This window comes from Gracilinema caldarium DSM 7334 (assembly GCF_000219725.1).
GTDB classification, from domain to species: Bacteria; Spirochaetota; Spirochaetia; order Treponematales; family Breznakiellaceae; genus Gracilinema; species Gracilinema caldarium.
The window spans coordinates 261822-279175 of record NC_015732.1 but is presented as its reverse complement, the minus strand read 5'-3'; the positions used below and the strand labels follow the sequence as shown (position 1 = coordinate 279175).

Here is a 17354-nt window from a genome sequence, read left to right as displayed (position 1 = left end):
GTTCAAGACCCTGTTAAAGATAAAGATAACAAGCGATTGTTACAAGTAGAAAGATCACAAAGCTGAGGATTAAAACTTTCTCCTAATTCTTGGCGTGCCTCTGCCTGTTCAGCGGTGTTTTCCTTATCCAAGGCCGCCAGGAAACGACGAAACCGCAAGGCTCCGCCTATATGTTCAGGAGGAGCGGCCCCTTCTCCTGCAACACAACACACCTGCTGAGGAGCTTCCCCAGCTTCCAGGGCATGCAAAATGCTTATACGAATTTCCCATTCCGCAGTGTAATCGTAATTATAGGTAAATTCGGTTATTCCTTTCTTAACAATTTCACCCAGTGTCAGAAGCCGCTCATCACGATCACTTGAATTTCCTTCCGCATCATAGAGTTCGCCATTAATGATAAATCCATGCAATTTTTGTCCTGACCACCCTAAGACAGCCATAATAATCTGGTGCAACTCATGTAAGGTACTTGCTTCATACACAAGCATGCGGCGCCATATAGAAGTGCCTGATATAACAAGCTGAAGAGCCCGCCATTGTGGTTGTAGTGCATCCGGCGATTCAGAGCGAACCACCGAAAGTCTGCTTCGCCGATAACCATCGAGGGCCTCTTGAACCCGATGCTTTATATCCTCATAGGTTTCAATCATACCTTCGAGAGCAATATCTATGGTCTCGAGATCAGAAGCCTCATGGGGATCATCATGATCCAGATCTTCCAGAATACGGGCACAATGAACCTGCAACTGGGAAAGTATCACCAGGGTATGCTGAGGCAGCCAGAATTGATCAACACCATGACTGCTAAGCTGACTCATTAGGGCGACCACAGCAGTATGTAATTCAGCGGCACTGTGCCGGACCGGACCCATATCCTTGTCTAAAAAGATACTGTAGGTTCGAGAGAACGCTTCATAAACCTCCATGACGTACTGGGCTAAAATGAGTTCATCCTCACCGTTCATTTTGATCGGAGCAGGAACAATCCGGCCTAAAATAGCAGCCAGATCATTATCCTGTTGATAGAGCGCATCCCGCACATAGGATTGGACCACGTATTCGGACACGGGGAGTCCGTAGGTATACAGTATTTCTTCTAGTTCAGTTTTATCCGGTGGAGCACCATCTTCAGTCCAGTGACTCATATCGGGGATTTCCTTGCCGGCATACCAGAAGCGGGTTTCCATCCCATAGGGAACCGTATCAATCCGTTCGGTATATTCATACATAAAGGTTTCGACACTCATAGCGGGCAGATCCAGCAATCTTCTCCCTCCAAACCAGAATGCAAAAGCCAACTGTTCTTCGGTAGAAGCAGCAGGACCAATCATTTCAAAGGATGTAAAAAACCCCTGTTCAAGCAGTCGAGCCCATTCCCGGGAAGGCTCTGAAACTTCCCCTTCACGCAGAACTTCCTGCAAAGTAAACACACCGGCTTTCCAGTCGGTTACCTCTACAATAAACCCATACCCCGGAACAAAGGCAGTTTCCCGATAAAAACTTCGTAAATCCAGCGTAGTGATGGATACTTCTCCCGGCTCTTCATAGGGATGAGCATTAAAAGATACTTCGTTGTCAGGATTATCTCTTGCAATATACTGCGGAGCATACTCTTCTCCATAGAGATTGTAAAAGGAATAGAAATCTTCAGGAGACCCTTCCGTAGTAGTTTTTGGAACCACCTCTCCTTTCCAGAGGAACTGAAATTCGTGGGGAAACAAAATCGGGTTTTCAAAGGGAAGACAACGATGCCCGGGAATCAGGATACCATTTTGAATCTCAAGCCGTGTTGGCCGAATCACAAAACGGGCATGTTCGAAATAGCCACGCCTGGTCTGGTAATATCGGTTCGCCAGGGGAAAGGCCAGACGGCGTTTTTCGAGAAAGGTATGCACTTCTTCGTCTAACCGATATGCTCCGGTAGAATCGGTTTTATATATGGCTTCAACCACATCAGCCACATGAAAGGGCTCAATCCGTTCTTCGAGAAACGTATACAGCCTGTCTTCCTGTTCAATGGTCATAAACAACCCTACTATGGACCGAATATGCCCACCGTATCAAGCGGGTTCAAATGACCATATATTGATGCACCAACAGCCCTTACACAACGGCTTATTGTGTCATAAATACACAGCATTATTGGGTATTTTTAACACAACTGATTCTTTTTTCCACACCCATGACCTGGGGGATCCTTTCGGCCCCGGCACTTCATCAACATAAAACGAGCTATTTCTTTATATAGATTATATATAATATACACAGGCAAACTTGGCACGATTTTTGCTAATATATTGATGCACTACAAGAAGGGGCTGTAAACCCCGCTATGATTTGAAACAACTTACAATAAGGAGGTACCCTATGAACGCATTAAGTCTCTATCGCCCTGTAACAATCCAGAACGCCCTGGATGATTTTGACCGGCTCATCAATTCCTTCTTTGGTGAGTCCCCCATGACCCCCGCTCGAACCAGTCTTTCAAGCCGGGTTCCTGCTGTCGATGTCCGGGAAACCGACGAAGGGTATGTTCTGGAAGCGGAACTTCCCGGCTATGACGAAAAGAGCGTAGAAGTCCATGTGGATGGCCAGGTGCTCACCATCGAATCCAAGAAGGATGAAAGCAAAGAGGAAAAGAAAGGATCCTATCTGATCCATGAACGGTACAGCGAATCCTTCCGCCGGTCCTTTACCTTGCCCGACGATGTGGATTCAGATTCCATTACCGCGACCTTTAAGAACGGACTTCTGACGCTGAATATCAAGAAACGACCAGAATCACGACGAAAACTCATTAAAATCGAAGGGTAATACAAAGGGGGCTTTGTCCTCTGCCATGTAGAGGACTTCGCGCCGCAGGACTACCTTAACGCCCTGCGGTTGAGTGATTCTAGCTCAAGAGGGTTTCCACCAGGGCTGACACATCGGCCCTGATGGTAACCGATTGTACGGTTCGCTCCATTGCCTGAGCAAGGGATGGAGGAACCGGTACGGAGCCCACGAGGGGTTCCACGGTTTCAGCAAATTTGGCCGGATGGGCCGTTCCAAGAACTACCACAGGTCCTGAGAAGCCATGCAAGTGGTTTTCAGGATCTGTTTTTGTATGTATCCACTGATCAACCGCATTCCAGCCCACTGCACCATGGGGATCGAGGACATAGCCAGTCTGGTCAAAAACCCGTTGTATTGTCAATCTGGTTTTATCATCATCCACCCAGAAACCGCTGATAGTGGCGCGAAGGTCTTCATAGGACCAATGGGCGGTCATCCGCTCAAAATTACTGGGGGCTCCCACATCCATGGCATTGGAAATGGTAGCCACCGAAGACCGGGGCTCATAGACCCCCGAAGCCAGATATGCAGGCACCGTTTTATTGATGTTCGTAGCCGCAATAAAGCCCGCAATGGGAGCCCCCATGGCCTGGGCATAGAGACCGGCGGTAAGGTTACCAAAGTTACCGCTGGGAACACAGAAGAGCACATCCTTGCCCAGCCTGCCATCCCGAACTACCTGCTGTTCCTCCGCCTTCCCCCGAAGCCGCGGTGTAGCTTGCCCATCTTCGCTATAGCGACCCGATTTTGCGAGGCCTGAAGCGGCGACATAGTACACTGCCTGAGGAAGAAGTCGGGATATATTGATGGAATTCGCCGAGGAAAGGTTCATTTTCCGGTTCAGTTCGGGATGAACAAAGGCGCTTTTTACGAGCCGCTGACAATCATCAAAACTGCCTTCTACCGCAATAGCCGAGACATTGCCGCCGAGACCGGCAATCTGCCGCTCCTGCAGCGGGCTTACCCGGCCCTTGGGGTACAGAACCGTCACCCTAATACCTTCCACACCATAAAAACCGTCAGCCACAGCACCGCCGGTATCCCCCGAAGTTGCCACAAGGATATGCAGTTCCCGGTCCTCATTACGCCTGAGATAGGCAAAACAACGGGCCATAAAGCGGGCGCCAAAATCCTTAAAGGCCGCCGTAGGACCATGAAACAGTTCAAGCATAAAACGGTCATGGACCGGCACAAGGGGTGCGGAAAAGGTAAAGGCCGACTCAACCATATTCCCCAGAACCGAATCGGGGATATCCTCATGCACATAGGGCCTGATCGTTTCAAAGGCGATGTCGGCAAAACCCATAGAACCGAGGGAGTTTTTAACTGCCGGCGCAAACTGAGGAATTTCCTGGGGTATAAAGAGCCCGCCATCGGCAGCAAGACCATTGAGGGCGGCCACAGAAAAGGGCACGGCAGTTGTTTTGTCACGGGTGCTGTAATACTTCATAGATAACCTTATTATTTTAATTTTTTGCGCAGTTTCCGTTCTGCATGTTTCCGCTTAGACCGATCCTTCTGGTGCTGTTCCACGAGGGCCGGTGCACCAAGCTCTATGGTCCCCGGACTGTTGTGGGGCAACCGGGATGCGATGTAGAGCCAGATGCCGCCACCAAGGATCATCAAAAAACAGAGGATTTGTCCAGTGGAGAAATTAAAAAATGAAGAAAACAGAGCCGGCGGAAGGCCGGTTTTTACCAATTCTATCCGATACCCCAGATCCGCGTCGGGTTCCCGCAGATACTCTATAAAAAAGCGAAAGGTACCATAACCAATCACATACAAACCGATGAGAAACCCCTTAAAGGGTCGCCGGTTTCGGAGTAACCAGAGAATAACCCACAGGACTACCCCTTCAAAGAGGGCTTCATAGAGCTGGGATGGATGCCGGGGGAGGTTCACATAGCCATTAACCGGAATAATGGCCAGCTTATCAGCAATTTCTCTAACCCAGGGAAGCTTGTAGGGAAATTGTTCTGCCAGGGGAAAAACCATACCGAAGGGACCTGTCGTAACTCTGCCATACAGCTCCCCATTAATAAAATTACCGAGTCTTCCAAAGGTATACCCCAGGGGAACCGCTGCAACGAGCATATCCCCCAATTCCCGGGCATCCCATTTCCGGTACTGACAGTAGGCTATAAAGCCGATTGTCGCCCCAATAAGCCCCCCGTGGTAGCTCATCCCCTGGAGACCCACAAATTTCCCATTCTCAAAGGGCCAAAAGATACGCCAGGGTTTTTGCAGATAGATGCCGCTGGTATCATAGACGATTGTGGCAAAAATACGAGCTCCAACCAGTAGCCCCACAATAGTCCAGAAAAACAGAGAAGAGACACTGTCCTCATCAAGTTTCAGAGACCGTTCCTTCAGTTGTCGGCGAAATAAGAGATAGGCAATCACAAAGGCTACGAGATACATGAGCCCATACCAGCGAACCGGCAGTCCCGGTATTATTTCCGGCTTAAGCCAGGAAGGATACGAAACATATAATAGCATACACTCCTCGTCTTCTGGGTCCGCTAAGAACTAAAGTTTTAGTGGTCCCCTTATTCTTTATAGTGTTTTTTCTTGAATACGACCCGTATCGCGGTTAAAGAAAAACACAACACCGGTTCGTCTCTGTTTTATCTCATAATAACGGCCATGACTTTCTATGACCACCCCTGGATACACCGTACCCCGGACCCTTATTTCTGAAGTGTGATGTTCTTCGAATTTTTCCCGTAGGGTAAAGAGATGGAGCCCATATTTTTCGAGCAGTTTCATCAAACGAACCTTCTCCGCCCTCGCTGCATCCAGGCTCGCACCATCTGTACTTAGCCGTTTAATTTTAAATTCAATTTCCTGAAGAGCTCGTTTTATTTTTTCTACTTCCCGTTCGGTTACTTCTATCTGATCCATCACCAGGTAATCCTGTCCGAAGGATAGCTCTGTATGGATTGCCCGTTCGGAGCCGATGTTTGCCGCGTCTACCCCTTGCCGGGCCCGACAAAGGCCTCCTACCAAATTCCCTCGGTCGCTTACCAACAACAGGCGACCATTGGTCTTAACGTTACTACCAAGACAACTATTCTGTATTCGGATATGTTCCACCGCCAGGAGGGTCGCCTGTTCCACAAAAGCCGCTTCTATTGTCTTTCGGGCCCGGATCACTCCCTTACCTCCGCCAATGACCCCCTGACTGATAACAACCTTCCCCCCAGAAGACACAAGGGCCGCTTCCACCGCACCACCGATAAGCACATCCTGACCACCAAATACGGCAAAACCAGATGTAACCGAGCCGGCTATACGCACTTCACCGACAAAATTAATATTTCCCGTCGCGGGGCCCACATCAGTCTTGATGGCATAGAGCGAGTTTATTTTTACAGTCCAACCATCAAACACCAGATCCCCTGTCTTTTTTGCAATCCATTCAAAACCTTGTGCAATAGGTTTTTCTATAATAGAGTCATCATGTTGGATTTTTGTTCCAGTTCCCTTTTCGGGAGGGATCACATTCCCTTTTATATCAAAACCTGCCCGGCCATCAGCACCGGTTGTAATAATTCGTGCAAGAATCTGGCCTTCTTTCACTGCAGCCTTCTGTAGTACACTACTATCCGGTCCGGACTCCAAATCTACAAGCCAAGTTATTGACTGTTCCCCTGCAGGTACTGGGGCTTCTCCCCTGGCAACAAGACGGGATTCACAGGATCCTGTTTCCAGGGCAAGTTTCAAAGCCTCTGCCACAGCACTACCATCAATACCCCGCATTACTCCGGCCTCAGCCAGAGCCTGATTGATTGCCTCTGCGGTAAGAGGTTTTCCAGGACCGGACTCCCGGACTAGCGTGAGATGGGCTTCCATAGCATCGGGAGAAACATGTACAGTAATTTGTGCATCTCGATACTCGAGGATAAAAGCTCGAAAGATCGGTGGAACATTCTTTATACAGAGAACACCCGATTTTTCTGCTATTATATCGGGTGGTCTAAAGGTTAAACCCTCTCCCAGATCAATATCCGGATCATTACCGGGCAGACCAGGTATTTCTTTTCCATACACATCCATTCCTGGATTCCCAGATGTTGGTTGCGAAAGATTCGCTATACGTGCACCCTTTTGAACTAGAGCTATATCGGTACATTCGGTTAGGGGAAAGAGCGCATTGGTGCTTAAAATTGAGGTTGCCTTTTGGTCACCGGACAACCGCTGCACCAGTGCATTACGTTCATCCTCAGGAAGCGAAGAAACCATAAGCCGCAGTTCCTTATTTTTACCGCGACCAGGTTCTTTTCCTTGCACGAGGATATAATCTTTCAGTTCCACATCCTGGCTTTGCATAAAGGCCAGTATATCTGCCTTTACTTTTTCAGCATCAAAGCCCCGGACCCGTGAATTACGAATTGTATCGGAGATAGCCTTCAGCGTAAGAGGGGCTCCACCGGCCAGGGCTTTACGGAGATGCAGAGTCGCTACAAGGGCATCCTTAGAAACTACTACCTGGCAAAAACCGTCCGTAAATCGCGAAAGGGGGTGAGCCTCAAGAGGTGTGCCATTCGATATACAATCTTGTACTAGCTCGTTTAGTTCCGACTCAGACAGCAGATCCTCAGACCGGGCACCCTGGGATACTGCGGCTGAAATAATATCTACTACCTGAGGTATGGGTAGTTTGGGATTACCCGGCTCCAAGTATAAAAAATAACTTATGCCATCACTCCCTTTTTCAACCTTCCAGTTATGGCCGCTTAAGGAGAGCATATCGGCCCAATTTTTGCCAATCCGAATAACTCCAGTCCGCTCTGCTTTAATTTCATTCTTATCTCGAACCAGACCCTGACCCACATGGAATTGGGTATCTATAGTTGTATCGGGAGGTATGGGCTTTCCATACACACTTTTTCCTGGTTTACCCGGTTTGGGAGGAGCTACAAGACCAACCCGTTCACCCTTTCGGGCATAGGCATAATCAAGGACAGTTGGATCAACATAAATCGGCTCCTCTATTTCCTTTTTATCATAGCTAATTACGACTTCTTTCTTTGGTGGTAAAAAAGGTAGGGGTCCCGGTTTAAAAACCACTGTTTCTCGTTTTATTTTTTCGACACGGATTTGATAAAGAACTGGCGGACCAGCCTTGGCTGCAGTTTCTGGAATCAGAGCGGCCAGTTCAGGTGGCACGGGCAGCTCAGACCAGGTAACCTTTTCCGGAATCGGATCCTGAGAGGCTTCGCCACGAAGGATGATTTCTTTAACAGGACCTTTAGCTTTTGCAAAACGCTGGAGTACCTCTTCTATCAGCTTTGGCGAGGGAAGTGGAGAAAAGCGTTTTTCTCCCAATAGTTTTAGAACCACATCACCAGACCATTCCTGGCCTTCTTTAGCAGGTGTAAAGGAAAGGGCTACCTCAATCTCCATGGCATCGACGAGTACCTGTATATCCCCCTTTACCATAGTCCCTGCCATCAACCTATCTCCCTATGTACTAGTTACGCGGCTGCATAGAGGAACTCGACGACAAGAGTTTTACGAGTCTGCTTTTCAGAAACAAATTCTCTTTGCGAAGCTGGTTAATTTCGAGTTGTTGGGTTTTCACGGTCTCCACAAGATCAGCCATAGACAGGGCACCACAATGCAGAAGATCCTCCACATATTCCATCTTGGCATCAAAATCAACCTCAGCTTCCAGCTCTGCTTCCTGGAAACTTTCCTCGATACTCCGGCCCTCCAGAAGCACATGTTCTTCTTCAGACTGCAGGATTTTGTCCGCAATCCGATAGATTGCTTGGGAAAGAATAGACTGGTTTTTATAGAGAATAATGGGGATCCGGGCAGCCAGAGCTGTATCCTGCAGAGTATCCCGATAGATAACCCCAAGATGTTCAATCTCAAGATCGAGGTATTCCACACAGGACCGCCTTATTTTCTGGGCCACCTCGGCATGCTTAGGATCCTCAATCATATTCATGATAAGTCGAGGATGAAACAGCTTCATCCGTTCTTTAAATTTTGTATAGGATTCCGGATCAATTTCCCGAATCGCTTCCATCAATTTAGGAATATACAGCTGCTGAAGGCTCGAACCGTCCTTTCTCAATTTTTCCAAATAAGTGTAGGCACCACTCCCCTTTTTAAAGGAGGAATACATAAGACGGAAGACGGTGTTTTTTAAAAAGAGGTAGGCATTCAGGGTGGCAGTAACCGTCGGGGTGGTAACTACGATACCCTGGCCCGATAGGAGAAAGAAGTCTAATATAGATTGATGGGTACCCGCCCCCAGGTCGAGTACCAGGATATCACAGTCAAGACCTAAAAGCCGGCGGGCTAGAGCACTCACCTGGGCAGGCTTAAGATTGGCACTGCCCGGGATTTCCGCATCACCGGGGACAAAGCGGAGATTTGGTATATCCGTATCGACGACTACCCGGGAGAAATCAGACCGAAGATCGCTTAAAAAGGTGCCAATTCCAATCTTAGGAGCCCGATACCCAATCAGCAGATGTAAATTGGAAGCCCCCAGATCCAGATCTGCCAGAACCACCTTCTTCCCTGCCTGTGCAAAGGCAATAGCCAAATTTGCAGCTATGAGTGACTTGCCAACACCGCCTTTTCCACTGGCTATGGGAAGAATACGCATCACTTATCCTCCGCTGATTTTTTCAGCTTTAGGCTCATACCAATTATGGTAACAATTTCGAGGGGTATCAAGACGGTAAAGGCTAGCATGAGGGTTTCTGTGGGATTACCTGTATACATAACCCATGACTTTAGGATGGATTGGAATGAAACAACTACCCATAATAGACCAGCCCAAAGGGTTATTACTTTACCGGCAATATAAAGGGGAAGATACATATGATATTTCTGTTCATCCATCCATATAAAAAGAGCCATAAAAACAAAGAGTACTTGCGGTGCCAGTAAAAAGGCGATGAATACAGGACTGAGCAATGACTCAGTTTGCACGGAGGAAACAATGATAAGCAGAGCAATCACCCGTACGACTTCATACAGCAGGACGCTCAAACTAAGGCTCTGGTGTAACTTCATGCTAAAACTCTACGGGTATCCATCCTGCCGGTCAAGAGGTTTTATGAGTTCCTTGGTTGACAAAGGCAGTTTCATCTCTAGAATATACTCATGAATGAACCTAATAGCATAACGCCCAAACGCAAGGGCTTTCACTCCAGGATCTGGATTGGATCAACCCTCATTTTCAGCTTACTCTTTGTATTCGTAGCGGTCAGTGATATTCAGGCCCAGAATAAAAATACCGCTGCACAAAATTATCCCTCAATTATTCAAAATGTCTATGATTTCATTCTCAGACATTATGTAGATGAGGTTGATCCCAAAACCCTCTATGAAGGGGCCATGAAGGGCATGTTCGAAGCCCTTAATGATCCCTATTCCACCTTTTTGACCGAAGCTGATATGTCAGATCTCAATGATACCACCCAGGGATCCTTTGGCGGGGTAGGTCTCTATATTTCCAAGCCCACCGGGCCCAAACCTGATGGCCAGCCCCCTTATGTGGAGGTTGCGGCACCTATTGAGGATACTCCCGGATGGCGTGCGGGGATACAACCAGGCGACCTCATTATAGAAATAAATGGTGAAAACACCGAAAAACTTACCATGGACCAGGTACTTTCCAAACTGCGGGGAGTTCCAGGAACAGAAGTCACCATCCTCATTCGTCGGGGTGATAAGTTAGAATTTCCTGTAAAACTTACCCGAGCGATTATCGAAGTTCCAACGGTAAAACATGCCATGGTTGGATCCGATATCGGCTATGTCCGTATCATTACCTTCACACCCATGACCACAGAACGGGTTCATCAGGCCATAAACGAATTTAAGAAAAACAACTACAAAGCAATTATTGTTGACCTCCGGAACAATTATGGGGGTCTCCTCTCGTCCGCAATCGGGGTATCGGACCTTTTCCTCGATGGCGGTGTAGTTGTCTCTACAAAATCCCGTTTGCCCGATGAAAATGCGGTTTTCACAGCCCGTAAGAACCCCCTTGTGCCAACCTCAATTCCTGTGGTTGTACTTATAAATCGAGGTTCCGCATCAGCCTCTGAAATTGTAGCAGGAGCCTTTAAGGATCGGGGTCGGGCGTATCTCATCGGTGAGCGGTCCTTCGGGAAAGGTTCCGTACAACAAGTATATCCAATAGATGGTTCAGGCTTTAAATTGACTATGGCCCGCTATTACACACCAAGCGATGTTAATATTGATAAAAAGGGTATCCCCCCAGATCGAGAAATAAAAATTCCCGACCTTACGGAAAAAGAAGCAGAGGCCCTGAATAAGCTGATAAATGACAATAAAATTCCTGCGTTCGTTAAAGCTGAACCATCTGCCAACCAGGAAAGAATTGATAGTTTTGCGAAACAACTGTCCACTGCATATGGACTGGAGGTAACCCTCTTAAAACGGCTGATCAGAGATGAACGGAATCGGACATCCATTGCTCCGGTCTATGATCTGGAATATGACATACAATTACAGGAAGCGGTGAAAGTTCTCCGCCAGGAAAATGTAGCCGAATTACTCAAATCGGCGAAAACCCTGAAACAATTACAGGATGAGTCTACGGCAAAAGAGGCCGCTGAAACACTAAAAAAACCCTGATGAGGCGGCTGATTCTTACTGAAGCACCGGGTACCTCGGGAATACTTAACCTGGGAAGCAGGGAGTACCGGTACCTGGTGCGGGTGCTACGACTTGAGGCAGGGGACCATTTCAGAGCCCTGCTGCCCAACGGGACAGAGACTTTGTTTAAAATTATAGAAATTGGGAAAACCAGTCTCAAAGCCGCTATTATCGACGAACTCGGTGTCATACCGGATAGTGCCAGGGCTGACCAGAAACGACGAGAGATCCTGCCGCCAGTTCCACCTATCATTCTATGTCAGGCCCTTCCTAAAGGTCAAAAGATGGACCTTATTGTACGTCAGGCAACCGAAGCAGGGGTATCACATATAATTCCCTTTGTTTCCCAACATTCAGTACCAAGACTAGATATGACCGCAAGCCAGCAAAAACTCGAACGATGGAACCGTATTATAAAAGAAGCCCGCCAGCAAAGCGGCTCCGATGTGGAGACACAGATTCACCCCATAACCGATATGGCTGGTATGTTTGTTTTTTGGAATACCCTACAACAAAAAACACTCAACTGCAGGGCATTACTCCTTCATCAGGACCCCCTTGCAAAGGGAACTCTGCATGGATATCTTGAAGGGAGTGTTGAATCGGTTTTGATTGCAGTTGGACCAGAGGGTGGATTTTCCGAGGATGAAGCAAACCAGTGTATTGCGCAGGGGTTTAAGCCTCTGTTGCTTGGTATGAATGTATTACGGACTGAAACCGCAGCCATCTTTGCAACCGCCGCAGTCCAAGTTTTACTGCTGGAGAAAGCATCATGGAATCTGTTGAACATATAAGCTGCCTGAAAGTTAAAATTAGTAACGTATCTTTGGATCAATTACCAGAACTGCTTTACAATTTACTCGAAACCGGTGAAAGTCATCATATTGTATTATTATCATTATGGGATTTATTACGGGCAAGAAAAAATAATGATTATCGAGCCTATGTACAAAGCGCTGCCCTGGTTATACCAATTTCTAAAAGTATTGTTGGAGGAGTACGTTTTTTAACAGGCAAAACTATTCACCGAGTCATGCCTTTTGAGTTTTTCATAAAAACCCTTACTGCTTTGGAAGAACGACAAAAATCGGTATATCTCTTAGGATCTCATCTTAAAAGCTTAAAAACTGCCGAACGAAATCTTAAACACACCTTTCCTCGTCTAAGGATTGTAGGGCGCTGTACCGGTGATTTTAAGCGGACTGAAGAGGCTACAATTCTCACTGCAATTCGAAAAGCAAGCCCATCATTACTCCTTGCGGCTAGAGGAATTCCAGGACAAGAACGGTGGCTTGCCCGCAACAAACTCGCCCTTGGGCCAGGCATTAAAATATGGTGTAGCGATCTTTTCGATGTGTTTGCAGAGCGAAAACACCGGCCTGGCAAAAAAACCTTTGATCGTGGCTTTGAATGGATAGGCTACACGTTCCATAATCCATTACACATTTTTCGAATTTTCCCCTATCTTTATTACAAGTTTCTGCTACTATATTATAAATTGTTCCGTCGGGGGTAACCATGTATTCCGTGCTTTGTATTGATGATGCAGAGGAACAGCTTCAAATGCTGACACTCCAGCTCATCGATACCTATCACGTGATTACCTGCCAAAAACCTCAGAATGCTATAGCCCAGATTACTAAGCATCAGCCCGCGGCGGTTATTCTCGATTTACATATGCCGAAAATAAATGGTTTCAAACTCCTATCGGATATTACTGGTCTTTATAACCCGCCGCCAGTGCTCATCCTATCAGGACACACAGAACCACTTTTCGTAGTCCGGTCTCTACACCTAGGAGCCAGAGATTTTCTTTCGAAACCATATACATCAACCATGCTCCGATATCGATTAACCAAAATAATAACTGAATCCCCTATCTTCAAAACCGCACATCATCAACCCCTAAGCCATTCCCTGTTTATTGGAAACTCTAAGCCAATTGAAACATTAAAATTGGAAATACAAACCTTTGCTAATTCAAACCTTCCCATCCTTATCTATGGAGAAAGTGGTACGGGGAAAGATCTAGTAGCTCGAGAAATTCATTACCGATCTCCACGCAACAAGGGACCCTACATTGTTCGAAATATGGGAGCTATTCCACCAACCCTCATAGAAAGTGAATTATTTGGTTGTGATGAGGGTGCATTTACTGACGCTAAGCCCCATGCTGGCTGTTTTGAACAGGCTAATGGGGGAACCTTGTTTCTTGATGAAATAGCCGAAGCAAGCCCCACAGCCCAGGCAGCACTGTTACGGGTTATTGAAGACGGATATATTCAACATCTTGGCGGGAAGACCATCCATGAAGTATCATTCCGCCTCATTAGCGCTACTAATAAAAATCTTGATAGCCTCATCTCAGAAAAACAGTTCCGTTCTGATTTAAAATATCGACTGGAAGGTATCACCCTCACTATCCCACCACTAAGAGAGAGAAAAGAAGATATACCTATCCTTACAAGTTATTTTGTACCATCCCATGAACACGAAATTGCCAATGAAACTATTGAAAAACTCTGTGAGTATAACTGGCCAGGGAATGTCCGACAATTGCGTATGTGCCTGGAACGGGCAAAGCTTCTCGCAGGACCTGAAAGCACCATCCGGCCCGAGCATATCCGGTTCTGATTAATAGATACGCCGAATACTCAGCGCTTGTACTACCGGTACGGGGGTTTTCCCATCATAATCCATGCCCAAACCTTCATAGGTAGCCAGAACCATAACGGTCTGGCCGCTTTTTAATCGTGAAGGTGATTGGGAATCAAACAGCGACCGAAACTGGAGACCTTCACAAATGATATAGGTCCGGTACAATTCAACCTGGGTTTCATCAACCCATATACCATTTAGGAGTTCTACTTCTGCAACAAAGGATGTAGCGGTATCTTCATGAACTATAATGGTCCCTATATCCCCATCGAGAATGATAGCCCGGTTGGTGGGAATTGCCCGATCATCCTGGGTTTTCGCAGCCACAGCAAGATCCCTCATGGTTACCGCAAAATCTACCGTAACGGATTGTTTCCCCACCGCAGCCGTCGATGTTTGAGCATACAGGGAACCTGCAAACAATAAGATACTCACACATACAAAAAAGAACCGTTTCATACCATAAGTATGTAGTGACAAATGCCCTTTGACAAGGCCAGAACTATATAAGCACACCACTAACTGCTTTGCTCGGAATAAGCGGAGCCATTCATCTCAGCAAGCTTACTCATTTTCTTAAAAATGCCTTCAAGATACATCTGTTCTTCCCGGGTTATCCCCGCACGGGCAAAGAGATCCCTAAAAAAACGTTCCTGCAAATCTCTGCCCGCCTGTTTATAAAAACCAATGGAAGCCAGCGAATTGGTTATGGTTTGTACAAGCCTTTCTATTTCATCCTGAGAAACCGGCTTCCATGTTCCCGGAATATCCTTAAGCTCATGGCTTGTAAAATACCGGTGCAAAACATAGGTGTATATTTGTACCGCATGAGAAAGATTCAGGGATGGGAAAGCTTCATCAACAGGGATATGAGAAGCCAGGTTGCAAAGGGCAATTTCATCCGCATCAAGCCCTGTCCGTTCATTACCAAAGACCAAAGCTGCTGGCCCGGGCCGGGAAAAACAGAATTCTGCTACTTCCTCAGGGGTCATAGACAGGTTTTTTCGTTTTTTCCCCCGCCGGCGGGTAGTTCCAATGACCAGGGGACAATCGGCGACAGCCTCTTGTAGAGTAGCAAAATGCTCGGCCTGTTCCCAAACATCCCCTGCATGTACAGCCCGGGCACGAATTTGTTCTTCAATTAAAGGAGCTTCAGGCGCAACAATACGGAGCCGCGAGAGCCCCATGTTTTTCATAGCCCTGCAAACTGCACCAACATTTCCCGATTCTGCGGGACGACAAAGCACTATAATAATATCCAAAAGCTGCATAGTAGGTTACTATATCATTCATGGATACATTTTTCAGCAACCGAAGCGCCCTGGTGATCGGAGGTTCCGGGGGTATTGGAAAAGCGGTAACCCTGGCCCTTGCCGCAGCGGGGGCACAGCTATACATTCACGGGGGACATTCCCGTTCTCGACTAGAAAACACCCTGCAGGAGGTGCAACAGATCCAGATGAAGCAGGGATGTCCCCTGGAGCAGCAACAGCATCGCATCCTTTTACAACCGATCACAGGCTCTGAATCGGTACCTGCATTGCTCAAATTTGCACCTGAGGTAGACATACTTGTCTGTGCCTATGGCCCCTTTTTCAAAAAAGACATCACCCATATGACCGCCGAAGACTGGGACTATCTTGTTACCATGAATCTTGCATTGCCGGGAGCCCTCGTTTCCGCATACCTGGAATCCATGATACAGCAAGCATGGGGACGAATCCTCTTATTTGGGGGCACCAATACGGACAGCATCCGCGGTTTTACCACCACCACAGCCTATTCAGCGGCAAAAACCGGCCTTGGGGTTCTTGCCAAGTCAGTAGCCAGGATTGGCGGCTCAGTCAATGTAACCTGTAATGTCATTTGCCCTGGTATGACCGAGACCGAATATCTTGATGAACAGGCCCGTCGCTATGCACTGGGAAAAGCCCCCGGAGGCATTTTGCTACAATGTGAAGATATTGCAGAAACCGCCCTTGCAATTCTGCATAATCCTCATCAAAATGGTACTATCATTGCATTGGATAAGGGGCTTGTAATATAGTTATATACAAATTATGATTTTTAATAAAACTGGGGCTACCTGTTTGACAAAGTAGTGAGAGACTTATAATATAGTGTATATTGGTCTCTCAATAGCCGATACTATAGAGACGATAACTCTGTAGTGCAGCAGCGGTTTGTATTCTAAGCCGTGTGGCCTCAGGACGGAAGGAGCGTCATGACTAATAACGATATCGTACCTGGGTTTGATGATGAAAAGGACGAAAGTCTCAAGATTAAGCTACAGAAAGTGAATGAGGTTGATGGATGTCTGGTACTATATCTTACCGGATATATTGACACCTATAACTCCAACTACTTTCAGAAACGGGTAGCAAAGGCAATAGAGGCTGGCTTTATTCGGCTTATCTTCCAGTGTGGCGGACTTAACTACGTTTCATCAACCGGTATTGGCTCTTTTACCGCCTTCCTCAAATCGGTTAAGCCCCGAGGGGGTGATTTGGTACTCCTGGAAATTCAACCCAAGGTATTTGAAGTATTTCAGCTATTAGGGTTTTCTCAATTTTTCAATATCAAAGATAATCTGGAAGAGTCTATCGACTTTTTCCGTTCCGGCTCTCCAACAGAAAAGACATCGGTATTCCCCAAAATCTTTTCATGCCCGATCTGTTCAAAGAAATTAAAAGCGGTAAAACCAGGCCGATTCCGCTGTTCCGAATGCAAGACGATATTAGCCATAGATAATGCGGGGCAGGTGTTCCTCGGATAATCCTGTTAGAAATCGATTCCGAGAAGGAGTTTCCCCATGGCGGAATCTAAGATTGAACGGTACCTCATCGATTTAATGTTCACCTACAGAGATTTAGGTGACAATATGTGGATCATTGAGGATGAAGACCACAGTTTGAACGGCGTTGTGGTAATGTATGAAGCACCGCTGGTTATTATCAGAGTTCTGGTTATGCATGCACCGGAACAAAACAGACTGGAACTCTTTACCAAATTGTTAGAATTAAATGCCAGTGATGTGGTCCATGGGGCTTATGCATTGGAGAATAATGATATTATCTTGATTGACACCCTTCAATATGACACTATGGACTATGAAGATTTCAGATCCTCATTGGAAGCAATAAGTCTGGCTCTGACCCAGCATTATCCTATTCTTTCTGAATATCTTCCCAAAACAAAGTAGGAGG

The 17354-nt window shown here is 46.8% G+C and carries 16 protein-coding genes; 8 read left to right on the top strand and 8 right to left on the bottom strand.

The annotated features are described in order from the left end of the window. Positions 1-2: 2 nt before the first annotated feature. Complete coding sequence (locus tag SPICA_RS01235; RefSeq protein ID WP_013967727.1) at positions 3-2024, bottom strand: plasmid pRiA4b ORF-3 family protein; 2022 nt, start codon at positions 2022-2024, stop codon at positions 3-5. 343 nt (positions 2025-2367) lie between these two features. On the opposite strand from SPICA_RS01235, the gene SPICA_RS01230 reads away from it, so the two are divergent. After that, positions 2368-2814 carry an Hsp20/alpha crystallin family protein gene (locus tag SPICA_RS01230; RefSeq protein WP_013967726.1) on the top strand — a complete coding sequence of 149 codons (447 nt, stop codon included), beginning with the start codon at positions 2368-2370 and terminating at the stop codon, positions 2812-2814. Between the two features lie 79 nt (positions 2815-2893). On the opposite strand, the gene SPICA_RS01225 is transcribed toward SPICA_RS01230, so the two are convergent. From SPICA_RS01225 to SPICA_RS01205, 5 genes are read right to left on the bottom strand one after another with little or no spacing between them, the layout of a single operon-like run. After that, on the bottom strand, positions 2894-4285 hold the full coding sequence (locus SPICA_RS01225) for a pyridoxal-phosphate dependent enzyme (RefSeq protein WP_013967725.1): 1392 nt from the start codon (positions 4283-4285) through the stop codon (positions 2894-2896). Between the two features lie 11 nt (positions 4286-4296). Next, positions 4297-5334, bottom strand: a complete 1038-nt coding sequence (gene lgt / locus SPICA_RS01220) for a prolipoprotein diacylglyceryl transferase (protein ID WP_013967724.1) — start codon at positions 5332-5334, stop codon at positions 4297-4299. Positions 5335-5391: 57 nt separating this feature from the next. After that, positions 5392-8292, bottom strand: coding sequence for a flagellar assembly protein A (locus tag SPICA_RS01215; RefSeq protein ID WP_013967723.1), 2901 nt, complete (start codon positions 8290-8292; stop codon positions 5392-5394). A gap of 19 nt (positions 8293-8311) precedes the next feature. Continuing rightward, on the bottom strand, positions 8312-9463 hold the full coding sequence (locus SPICA_RS01210; protein ID WP_013967722.1) for a nucleotide-binding protein: 1152 nt from the start codon (positions 9461-9463) through the stop codon (positions 8312-8314). Further along, positions 9463-9876 (bottom strand): hypothetical protein, encoded by a 414-nt coding sequence (locus SPICA_RS01205; protein ID WP_013967721.1) that lies wholly within the window; start codon positions 9874-9876, stop codon positions 9463-9465. The genes SPICA_RS01210 and SPICA_RS01205 overlap by 1 nt, the downstream gene beginning before the upstream one ends. 90 nt (positions 9877-9966) lie before the next feature. Between SPICA_RS01205 and SPICA_RS01200 the strand changes: the two genes are divergently transcribed. Genes SPICA_RS01200 through SPICA_RS01185 form a run of 4 tightly spaced genes read left to right on the top strand, consistent with a single transcriptional unit; the run spans position 9967 to position 14124 of the window. Further along, positions 9967-11469 carry a S41 family peptidase gene (locus tag SPICA_RS01200; protein WP_013967720.1) on the top strand — a complete coding sequence of 501 codons (1503 nt, stop codon included), beginning with the start codon at positions 9967-9969 and terminating at the stop codon, positions 11467-11469. Continuing rightward, entirely contained in the window at positions 11469-12284 is an 816-nt protein-coding gene (locus tag SPICA_RS01195; RefSeq protein ID WP_013967719.1) for an RsmE family RNA methyltransferase, read from the top strand. The genes SPICA_RS01200 and SPICA_RS01195 overlap by 1 nt, the downstream gene beginning before the upstream one ends. Further along, on the top strand, positions 12263-13006 hold the full coding sequence (locus tag SPICA_RS01190) for a WecB/TagA/CpsF family glycosyltransferase (protein ID WP_013967718.1): 744 nt from the start codon (positions 12263-12265) through the stop codon (positions 13004-13006). The genes SPICA_RS01195 and SPICA_RS01190 overlap by 22 nt, the downstream gene beginning before the upstream one ends. Before the next feature lie 2 nt (positions 13007-13008). Then, positions 13009-14124, top strand: coding sequence for a sigma-54-dependent transcriptional regulator (locus tag SPICA_RS01185; protein ID WP_013967717.1), 1116 nt, complete (start codon positions 13009-13011; stop codon positions 14122-14124). Here the strand turns inward: SPICA_RS01185 and SPICA_RS01180 are convergent, their stop codons facing one another. Both SPICA_RS01180 and SPICA_RS01175 read right to left on the bottom strand, forming a co-directional pair. Next, a complete protein-coding gene (locus SPICA_RS01180) occupies positions 14125-14607 on the bottom strand; it encodes a hypothetical protein (protein WP_013967716.1) in 483 nt (160 codons plus the stop codon). It lies immediately after the preceding gene. Positions 14608-14666: 59 nt separating this feature from the next. Continuing rightward, on the bottom strand, positions 14667-15419 hold the full coding sequence (locus SPICA_RS01175; protein WP_013967715.1) for an RNA methyltransferase: 753 nt from the start codon (positions 15417-15419) through the stop codon (positions 14667-14669). Between the two features lie 20 nt (positions 15420-15439). On the opposite strand from SPICA_RS01175, the gene SPICA_RS01170 reads away from it, so the two are divergent. The 3 genes from SPICA_RS01170 to SPICA_RS01160 all read left to right on the top strand — a co-directional run bounded on the left by SPICA_RS01170 (position 15440) and on the right by SPICA_RS01160 (position 17350). After that, on the top strand, positions 15440-16195 hold the full coding sequence (locus SPICA_RS01170) for an SDR family NAD(P)-dependent oxidoreductase (protein WP_013967714.1): 756 nt from the start codon (positions 15440-15442) through the stop codon (positions 16193-16195). Between the two features lie 177 nt (positions 16196-16372). After that, entirely contained in the window at positions 16373-16924 is a 552-nt protein-coding gene (locus SPICA_RS01165) for an STAS domain-containing protein (protein WP_013967713.1), read from the top strand. A 36-nt stretch (positions 16925-16960) separates the two neighbouring features. Then, on the top strand, positions 16961-17350 hold the full coding sequence (locus SPICA_RS01160; protein ID WP_013967712.1) for a type III secretion system chaperone family protein: 390 nt from the start codon (positions 16961-16963) through the stop codon (positions 17348-17350). Positions 17351-17354 lie beyond the last annotated feature (4 nt).

Bases quoted from the DNA above. Each gene is read 5' to 3' on its own strand.
- SPICA_RS01235 (WP_013967727.1), bottom strand. From the start codon at position 2,024: ATGACCATTGAACAGGAAGACAGGCTGTATACGTTTCTCGAAGAACGG.
- SPICA_RS01230 (WP_013967726.1), top strand. From the start codon at position 2,368: ATGAACGCATTAAGTCTCTATCGCCCTGTAACAATCCAGAACGCCCTG.
- SPICA_RS01225 (WP_013967725.1), bottom strand. From the start codon at position 4,285: ATGAAGTATTACAGCACCCGTGACAAAACAACTGCCGTGCCCTTTTCT.
- lgt (WP_013967724.1), bottom strand. From the start codon at position 5,334: ATGCTATTATATGTTTCGTATCCTTCCTGGCTTAAGCCGGAAATAATA.
- SPICA_RS01215 (WP_013967723.1), bottom strand. From the start codon at position 8,292: ATGGCAGGGACTATGGTAAAGGGGGATATACAGGTACTCGTCGATGCC.
- SPICA_RS01210 (WP_013967722.1), bottom strand. From the start codon at position 9,463: ATGCGTATTCTTCCCATAGCCAGTGGAAAAGGCGGTGTTGGCAAGTCA.
- SPICA_RS01205 (WP_013967721.1), bottom strand. From the start codon at position 9,876: ATGAAGTTACACCAGAGCCTTAGTTTGAGCGTCCTGCTGTATGAAGTC.
- SPICA_RS01200 (WP_013967720.1), top strand. From the start codon at position 9,967: ATGAATGAACCTAATAGCATAACGCCCAAACGCAAGGGCTTTCACTCC.
- SPICA_RS01195 (WP_013967719.1), top strand. From the start codon at position 11,469: ATGAGGCGGCTGATTCTTACTGAAGCACCGGGTACCTCGGGAATACTT.
- SPICA_RS01190 (WP_013967718.1), top strand. From the start codon at position 12,263: ATGGAATCTGTTGAACATATAAGCTGCCTGAAAGTTAAAATTAGTAAC.
- SPICA_RS01185 (WP_013967717.1), top strand. From the start codon at position 13,009: ATGTATTCCGTGCTTTGTATTGATGATGCAGAGGAACAGCTTCAAATG.
- SPICA_RS01180 (WP_013967716.1), bottom strand. From the start codon at position 14,607: ATGAAACGGTTCTTTTTTGTATGTGTGAGTATCTTATTGTTTGCAGGT.
- SPICA_RS01175 (WP_013967715.1), bottom strand. From the start codon at position 15,419: ATGCAGCTTTTGGATATTATTATAGTGCTTTGTCGTCCCGCAGAATCG.
- SPICA_RS01170 (WP_013967714.1), top strand. From the start codon at position 15,440: ATGGATACATTTTTCAGCAACCGAAGCGCCCTGGTGATCGGAGGTTCC.
- SPICA_RS01165 (WP_013967713.1), top strand. From the start codon at position 16,373: ATGACTAATAACGATATCGTACCTGGGTTTGATGATGAAAAGGACGAA.
- SPICA_RS01160 (WP_013967712.1), top strand. From the start codon at position 16,961: ATGGCGGAATCTAAGATTGAACGGTACCTCATCGATTTAATGTTCACC.